The organism is Flavobacterium sp. (assembly GCF_039932285.1).
In the GTDB taxonomy this organism is placed as follows: domain Bacteria; phylum Bacteroidota; class Bacteroidia; order Flavobacteriales; family Flavobacteriaceae; genus Flavobacterium.
In genome coordinates, this window is sequence record NZ_JBDTQE010000095.1 from 1 (window position 1) to 8,281 (window position 8,281).

The window sequence follows — 8,281 nt, forward strand, 5'->3', positions numbered from 1 at the left end:
CCAAAACTGGTTCCTGTTTTCCAAGCGATTTTTAGCGAACTGTCATAAAATTTCCAAGCTTCGTCACCTTCTGGACGGTTTACTTCTTCCATTGCATTGTAAGTTTGCCAAATAGCGCCTGCGCCCAAAATGGTTTTTTGTTTGCTATTGGAACCAAAATCAGGAGTGAAATTATGATCGTAATTTAACTCTACAAATTCTTTCGTTCTGTAATTCCCATTGTTTTTATTAAAATAATCTACCGTCGATGATAATCCGGCATAAGTTCTACATAAATCCCACAAATTACTTTCGGCTCCGCCTAAAATCAAAGACAATCCGTAATGATCTGGTGATTTCGAAATGTCTCTCAATTTGAATCGTTGCAATTCTTCATAAAATTTATTGACACCAAAATCTTGTAACATTAAAACCGCAGGAATATTCAAAGAACGTGATAATGCCCTGTGCGCTGGAACAGCTCCGTCGAATGTTAAATTAAAATTTTGTGGTGTATATCCTGAAATCTGAGTAGGAATATCGGCAACTAACGTGTTGGGTAACAATTCTCCTTCATCGAGCATCGCCGCATACAATAGAGGTTTTAAAATACTTCCAGTACTTCGAGGCGCATCAATAATATCAACATCTTTTTGATGATTTAAATCGGTTGGAGAATTGCCAACGTAGCTAATGATATTTCTTGTTTTAATATCAATAACGATAATGGCCAAGTTGTTGACTTCATTTTGTTTGTACTGATTGTAATAATATTTTGCTATTTGGTTCACACGATTTTGCAAAGCAATATCGACAGTTGTTTTTAGCCGAGTTCCTTCTTGGTTTTTAGCCACTCGTTGCAAAAGATGCGGAGCAATTTGAGGCAAATCATACGGTTTTTGTGGTAAAGGTTCCTCGATAGCCAATTCATATGTTTGTGTATCAATAATGCCTTCGGTTTTTAATTTTAATAAAAGGTTGTTTCTCTTTTTAAGTAATTTCTGTTGATTTTTCCCAGGATAAATTAAGCTTGGTGCATTGGGCAAAACTGCTAAAGTCGCGCTTTCTGCCCATGATAATTGATGAGATTGTACACCAAAATAACGCCAAGAAGCCATTTCTAAACCTACTACATTTCCGCCAAAAGGAGCATGAGCGGCATATAATTCTAGAATTTTATCTTTAGAATGACGCAATTCTAAACGAGTTGCCAAGATGATTTCTATTACTTTTTCAAAATAAGTTCTGTTTTTCCCTTTTCGAGACAATCGAATGACTTGCTGTGTCAAAGTACTTCCGCCACGAACTACTTTGCCCGCTTTTCGGTTTTGTTTGATGGCATTGACCATTGCAACTGGATTAAATCCTGGATGTTTGTAAAAATATTCATCTTCAAAATAAACAATACACTTTTTGAATTTATAAGGAACACTGTCTTGCGCTGGGAATCGCCATTGACCATCGCGAGCAATTTTGGCACCTAACAATTCTCCTTCTTTACTTTCAATTACGGTAGAATATGGTTCTTGAAATAAAGTGCTAGGCAATGAAAAATAATAAACTATCAAAAGTACAAATACGATTGATGATTTTATTTTGTTGCGTTTTATTGTGTCGATGATGCGTTGTAGGAACGCTTTGAGTTTTGTTTTCAAAATTTACAAAAATTCAAATGATTTAATATCTAGCCCTGATGGTGTAAAAAGATTGAAACGAGAGCAGGAATATGGATTACTGATGAATCCCAAGTCATTCGCTTCAAAAAAAAATTACTTCACCACTTCCACCCAAAAACCTTTAGTTCTTGCCAAAAATGTATTGTCATACATCGCTTCGCATTGCAGTCCAGGTAAATAATAATTACCCAAATAAGAAGCGTTAAGTAAAACTCTAAACGTTTTGGTTTCGCCAGATCCTAACGGGAAATAGAAATTGGTTCTGTCATCACGAATATCAATATGGTCGGCAACATTGTTGGTTGCATCACCAAAATCAGTAAAACGAGTATTCACAATTTCAAAACCTGAAGGCAAAATTTGAGAGAGTGCTACATTATCAACTCGCTCATTTTTTAAGTTTTTAATTGTAACTTCTGCAATAAACTCTGTTCCTTGGTTTATTTTAGAAACATTTATAATGCTGCCTTTTCTGTTTTTGAAAATAACTTTGGCACTCAAATTATTTTGAACAACTTGTTCTTGACCCACAGGCAAAATGCCGTAATTTAAAACACGAACATATAACGTATTGTTTTTGTTGTTTTTAATTGTGATTCCGTTTGCTCCATTTTTGATAGTCAAACTTCTTTCTGCTAATGTTTTATTGGTATTAATCCCTAAAGTTTTTCCGCCATCGTTAAACTGAACATTAATGCCTTTTCCTCCATTAAATTGAGCAAATTTTGACATCGAATACAAGCAATATGCGGTTGTTTGTGTGCTCATCCATTGGTCGGCAGACATTTGTTTGGCGAGTTTGTTTGCCATAATAAATGCTTTTTGTTTCTGACCTAATAAGATTAATGTTTCTAATGCCATAGCACGATTACGATCGCTAGAACCATAGTAGTAATAGATGTAACGGTCATTATAATCTTCATCGATTTTAGATTTTAATAACAAAGACATTCCTGCTTGTTTTTGTCCTGCTAAAACATAAGCAGCAGCCAATCGCAGTTTACTCTCGTTAGAAATCCCTGAAGTTTCACGCAATCTATTCATCGATGATAAATCAGGGGAACCTGCTAATGCTAAGGTGTATAAACGATAAGCTTGCGCAAAATCATTGCCATATTTTGCTTCAAAACGCCATTTTTTAGCTTCTTTTTGTTGATATGAAACCCATTTTTGTTTGAAATTTATTGGTAAAACATAACCTTTTTTCTCGGCTTCAAGCAAGAAATGACCTGCATAAGAACTTCCCCAATCATCGGCAGAAGTATCACCTTGCCAATACGACATTCCGCCGTTGGCCAATTGAAAACCTCCCAATCTTGTAATTCCTGCCGTTACATTTTTCTGAATTAATGCTTTGCGATTGGCATCAATATCAGCAATGTCATTCAAATATAATTGAGGAAAAACTGATGAAGTAGTTTGCTCGACACAACCATGTGGATACTGAATTAGATATTGCAACCTTCCATTAAAATTAATTGATGGCATTGATGAAATCTCCAATCTTGCTTTGTTACTTCCAGCGACACCAAATGTTTTCCAAGAAATAGATTTAGAGCTATTTGGTTCTAAAACGAGATCCGTATAAGTATTGGTTACAGGATTTGGGTTGGTCATATCAATCTCGACATCATAAGTAGATTTTTCTTTACCTGAAGTTGCAATGACTTGTACTTTTGCAATACCTGTCGAAGCGCCCACTTCGAGGTTGAAATACGTCATTTTTTCATCTGGACTTGTAAAATTTAAATTTTGAATTGCTTTACCAATAATTTTTAAACCAGGGCTTGTTTTTATTTGTACAGAAACATTTTTGACATGATTTTCCATAGCAAAAATAGTCACAGGAATCGTCACTTTTTCTGATGGTGAAATTTTTCGAGGTAACGAAGCCAATGCCATTAAAGGACTACGAACTGGTGTTGCTTTTTCGACAGCGCCATAAGCACTTGTTTTTGCATCGCCAGCCACTACCATTGTTCTTACCGAACCAATATATTTTGGTAATTTTATTTGGTGTGTTTTCGTATCACCTGCTTCAAGTTTAAATGGTCCAAGATAAATGACTACAGGTTTAAAACGGTTGGCTTTTTTAGCTTTTCCACCACCTAAATCTTGGTCACCACCAATACTAAATATTTGGTTTACTTTTCCGCCATAAGCGCCAATTACATCATCGTAAACATCCCAAGTTTTTACACCCAAAGCTTCACGAACATAAAAGCTGTCCCATGCATTTGGTGTTTTAAAACGGGTTAAATCTAACAATCCTTCATCGACAACGGCAATGGTATAAGTCATTGCTTTTCCTGATTTTTCACTCACTTTTACGTTAAATGCTTGCTCTGGTTTCAAAACATCAGGCATGATAAGTTTAGGTTCTAAAATCGTATTTTTATCAATCACTTCAACGGGAATAATTCCGTACATTCTTATTGGTGAATCGTTTTTAGTCGATGCATGTGGTTGCAATAACGTAATGTTGAAATACACATTTGGCGCCATAGCAGCTGTAATAGGAACTTCGACTTTAGTTTCTCCTTTTTTAGTTTTTGCCCAAAGTGTTTGTACTACTTTTGATCCGTTTTCTATGGATATTAATGCGCGACCACCTTCACTTGAAGGGAATGATATTTGTGCTTTTTCGCCTACGGCATAATTTTTCTTATCGGTAGAAAAAACCAACATATTGGCTGTTGAAGCATCGGTATTTCTTGTTTTTCCTGACCAATAAGGATAATCAATGTTGACAGTTTGTGCTGTGGCATGACCATCAGTTGGATCGGTAACTCGAATCATATAGCGTCCCCATTCTTCATCTGTTAATGCAAATTGGAAACTACCTTTCCCGTTTGCATCGGTATTTATTCTCAATGTTTTGTAAGAAGTAGTTGCGTTTGATGAATTGTAATTTGAGACATCATCGTTTGATGAATCCCACCACCAGCGCCATTCTACTTTAAATACTTTTACTTCTAGGTTTTTTACCGATTTTGGGCGGCCATTTTCATCGACAGTAACTACATCAAAACGATTGTTAACTCTCGTTTCGAGCATTTGATATTTGGTTAATTCTGGCAATTTTAATCCTACATACGTTTTGTAAGGAGAATAGGTTGTTGCCATTACATCGGTACTAAAATCGCCACCTTCTTCATATACTTTAGTCATAAAAGCAGCTCGCAACATTCCTGGAGCTTGCCCTTGTAGTTTAGGATCGATAGTAACTGACGCTTTTCCGTTTGCATCTACTTTTCCTGAAAAAACATTAATTTCTTCGGTGCTAAATTGACGAACTTCATCATCAAAATCATAGTTGGAATATCCTTTGAAACTAGTAACATCTTGTGAGAATTTGGCTTGCATTTCCACCTTTAACTCTTTTGCCACAGCACCATGAAGCCAGTTGACTTGCAAATTACTCGTGTTTGGATAAGAAGAAGAAAGCACTGCGTTTTTGAAAACGTTTTTAATTTTTAAACGATTGGGTTTGATGGTTTCAATTTTAATATTTTTATAAAATTTTGCACCACCCACACTAACCATTGCTTCCCAACTTCCTGTTGGCGCATCGGCATCGGTAGGAACTATAAAACTATAATGATTGAGTTCGTTCGATTTCTGAATCGTTTGATATGTTATTTTTCCGTTAGGATCAGATAGTCTGAATTTTATTGGATGTGCATTTGGAATTTTATTGGCTGCATCATTAAAAATAAAGGACAAGTACAAATTATCGCCAGGACGCCAAACGCCACGTTCGCCATATATAAAACCTTTCAAGCCTTTTTGTAAAGATTCTCCAGCCACATCGAAATTACTAACAGAAAGTGAGTTTCCGTCATCTAATTTTACATAAGTAGATTGGTCGCCTAGGGTAACAATAGCAAAATAAGCGAATTTATCAAGTTCGAATTGTGCAATTCCCTCGCTATTTGTGGCTTCGGTTGCTAGTTTTTGCTGTTGGAAATTGTACAACTCTACTCTCGCATTCGAAACTGGTTCAGTAGTTACAATGTTATTGACAGCAAATAAATAGGATTTGTTTTCGCCACGTTTAGCAATAACACCTAAATCGGAAGCTAAAATATTGGTTCCTATAGTTGTATTATAAAAGTAAGATTGCGAGCAAGCATCTTCGCTTTCTCTCCAGTCGTAATCTTCATAATAATATTCATCGTAGCTGTTTCCGCTATAATTCACATCGTTTTCATCAGTTTCTTCCTCTTCAGTAGCTTCTTCTTCGTTAGTTGATCCTTCACATTTGTAAAGAGAATATTTCTTTTTGAATGAAAATTCGACACGGTATATGGCACCTGGTTCGGGTGTAATTATTTTTGATAAATCGAGCGCAAAAGTATTCCATTCGCTAAAATTAACGAGTTTGTTTTCTTTTAGATTGATGGTGCTTTTCGCAATAGGTTGTGCTACTTTTTTTAGATTTTGTGCGCCGTTTAGATCGTTGTATTGCAAGAATTGAAGAATGTTGTTTTTATATATTTTATATACTTTAACATCGACAGCACTTAAATTTACCGCTTCAAAGTTTAGTTTTAAATTGTTAGAACTTGGCAAAATAGTTCCGTTTTTAGTAAACTTAACATTTGGTTTTATTTGATCGAATGAAACGGTTGTCGAGAAATTTTGTTTCATTTTATAACCATTCTCGCTTTCAATTCCTTGAAAAACTTCTACTAAAATACTTCCAGACATTACTTGCTCTGGAGTTGTGGCTTCTTCGATTGGTTCTACATATTCAACAGCTTCTGCAACAGCAGAATCGACAGCAACAGTAGCAGAATCGACAGTTTCAACAATTGCTTCCGTAACAACCGGTTTTATTGGTGCTTTTTCGACTTCGTTGTTGAAAAACACCTTCAATAAATTGCCTTGTGTACTAAATTTTAAATTTTTTGTGTTTTGAATATTAACCAATCCTTTAAAATCTTGTCCTTTTTGTAAAGCATCAGAAAAATTAATTAACAAAGTTTGATTGTCACCTTCAGGAATAGAAACGTTGACCACTTTAAAATTGTCTTTTCCAATAATAGTATAGTCAATTTTGCCTTTTTGATCTATATCAAAATCATTTCCATCGTATAAAATCTCGAGATTACTATCGTTATCTGAACGTTGAATACTGTCTATAATAAATTTGAATTCGGTAGTTGTACTGGTAGATTTAATAAATTTTACAGCAACATTTTTGCCATTTTGTTCGGCAGTTACTAATTTTTGAGCAGTTTCAAAATCAATATTATCGGCTGTTTTTAGCGTACAGTTTAGGTATTGATAATCTTTGCTATACGATTGAATGTCTTGTGTGGTGACAAGAAAATCTTGCTTTAGCGTTTTTACAGTAAAATTGAAATCTGCTAATTCTTTTTTGACAGTCGTTAAGATTTTGTCGACTTTCAACGTGACTTGATATTCTGTATCTGGATCTAGTTTTTTTTCAGGAATAAAAGCAATAGTATTGCTAGATAAAGCCACTACTTTTCCGGTTACACTTGGAGAAGTGTCAAATATATCATTGTCTAAAACTTGGTCTTTAATCCAATCTTTTTTATCGAAAGCAAGCACGACTCGAATATCAGATTGTGCCGAGACTATGCCTCCTGTAAAGTTTGAAATGATACCCTTAAATAACGAAAAATCTGAATTAAAATCGGCGGCTGATTTTCTGCCACATGCTTGAAAAATAAGAACTGCAATAAACAAATAAACAAATTTTTTCGTTTTCATTTGGATTAAAAAATTAAGAGTAAATAGATGGTTAAAATTTCATTAAAACTGTATCAAAATTAGTACCATTTTTGTTAATTTTTTAGACTATATTGTATTTATTTTAAATTATTTTTCAAATAAATCTAATTGTTTGGGTTTTGAGTTTTTTATTGATTTTAATTCACGCTTTTTGTTTAAAATCAATAAAAAATTTAACATTTCAGAACTTGTAATTTAGAAACATTAAAAATAACTAATTAATATGAATTTTTTTGGTTGAAATTGCCGTTTTTGGTTGTGATTTAATTCCAGCCATGTATCTTTGTAAATGATAAAAACTAATTTGTAAACAATGCAATCAAATCAATTAGATTATTTACCAATATTTATGCAAATGGGACTTGCTGTCGGATTTGTGGTATTAACTATCATTGGGTCAAGTTTTTTAGGTCCAAAAAGATCATCTGTAAATAAAGATAAAAATTTTGAAAGTGGTATCGAATCTATTGGGAACGCTAGAATTCCTTTCTCTGTAAAATATTTTTTGGTTGCTATCTTATTTGTGCTTTTTGATGTTGAGGTAATATTTTTATATCCTTGGGCTATCAATTTTCAGGAATTAGGAATCGAAGGAATGGTTAAGATGGTGATATTTATGTCGCTATTATTAGTTGGTTTTTTCTATATTATTAAAAAGAAAGCCCTTGAGTGGGAGTAATTTTATTTTAAATGATTTATCATTTATAATTCAAAATAATAAAAAATGAGTTCAAATATAAATATTGTAGAAGCTCCGGAAGGAGTAACTGGTGAAGGTTTTTTTGCAACAAAATTAAATGATGTTGTAGGATTAGCTCGTGCCAATTCTATGTGGCCATTGCCGTTTGCTACTTCTTGTT

3 protein-coding genes and 1 pseudogene are annotated in these 8,281 nt (G+C 34.0%); 2 read left to right on the top strand and 2 right to left on the bottom strand.

Annotated elements, in window-relative coordinates; genetic code table 11:
- On the bottom strand, positions 1-1,634 hold a 1,634-nt coding region (gene pbpC / locus ABI549_RS12655), incomplete at its 3' end, for a penicillin-binding protein 1C (protein ID WP_348076825.1).
- Positions 1,635-1,748: 114 nt separating this feature from the next.
- The gene (locus ABI549_RS12660; RefSeq protein ID WP_348076826.1) at positions 1,749-7,400 is read right to left on the bottom strand and encodes an MG2 domain-containing protein; all 5,652 of its coding nucleotides are present in this window, start codon (positions 7,398-7,400) and stop codon (positions 1,749-1,751) included.
- Positions 7,401-7,734: 334 nt separating this feature from the next.
- On the opposite strand from ABI549_RS12660, the gene ndhC reads away from it, so the two are divergent.
- Together ndhC and ABI549_RS12670 are read left to right on the top strand one after the other, a co-directional pair.
- Positions 7,735-8,100 carry an NADH-quinone oxidoreductase subunit A gene (gene ndhC / locus ABI549_RS12665; RefSeq protein WP_348076827.1) on the top strand — a complete coding sequence of 122 codons (366 nt, stop codon included), beginning with the start codon at positions 7,735-7,737 and terminating at the stop codon, positions 8,098-8,100.
- Between the two features lie 45 nt (positions 8,101-8,145).
- Positions 8,146-8,281, top strand: a pseudogene (locus ABI549_RS12670) (NADH-quinone oxidoreductase subunit B); the annotation flags it as partial.

Bases quoted from the DNA above. Each gene is read 5' to 3' on its own strand.
- ndhC (WP_348076827.1), top strand. From the start codon at position 7,735: ATGCAATCAAATCAATTAGATTATTTACCAATATTTATGCAAATGGGA.
- ABI549_RS12660 (WP_348076826.1), bottom strand. From the start codon at position 7,400: ATGAAAACGAAAAAATTTGTTTATTTGTTTATTGCAGTTCTTATTTTT.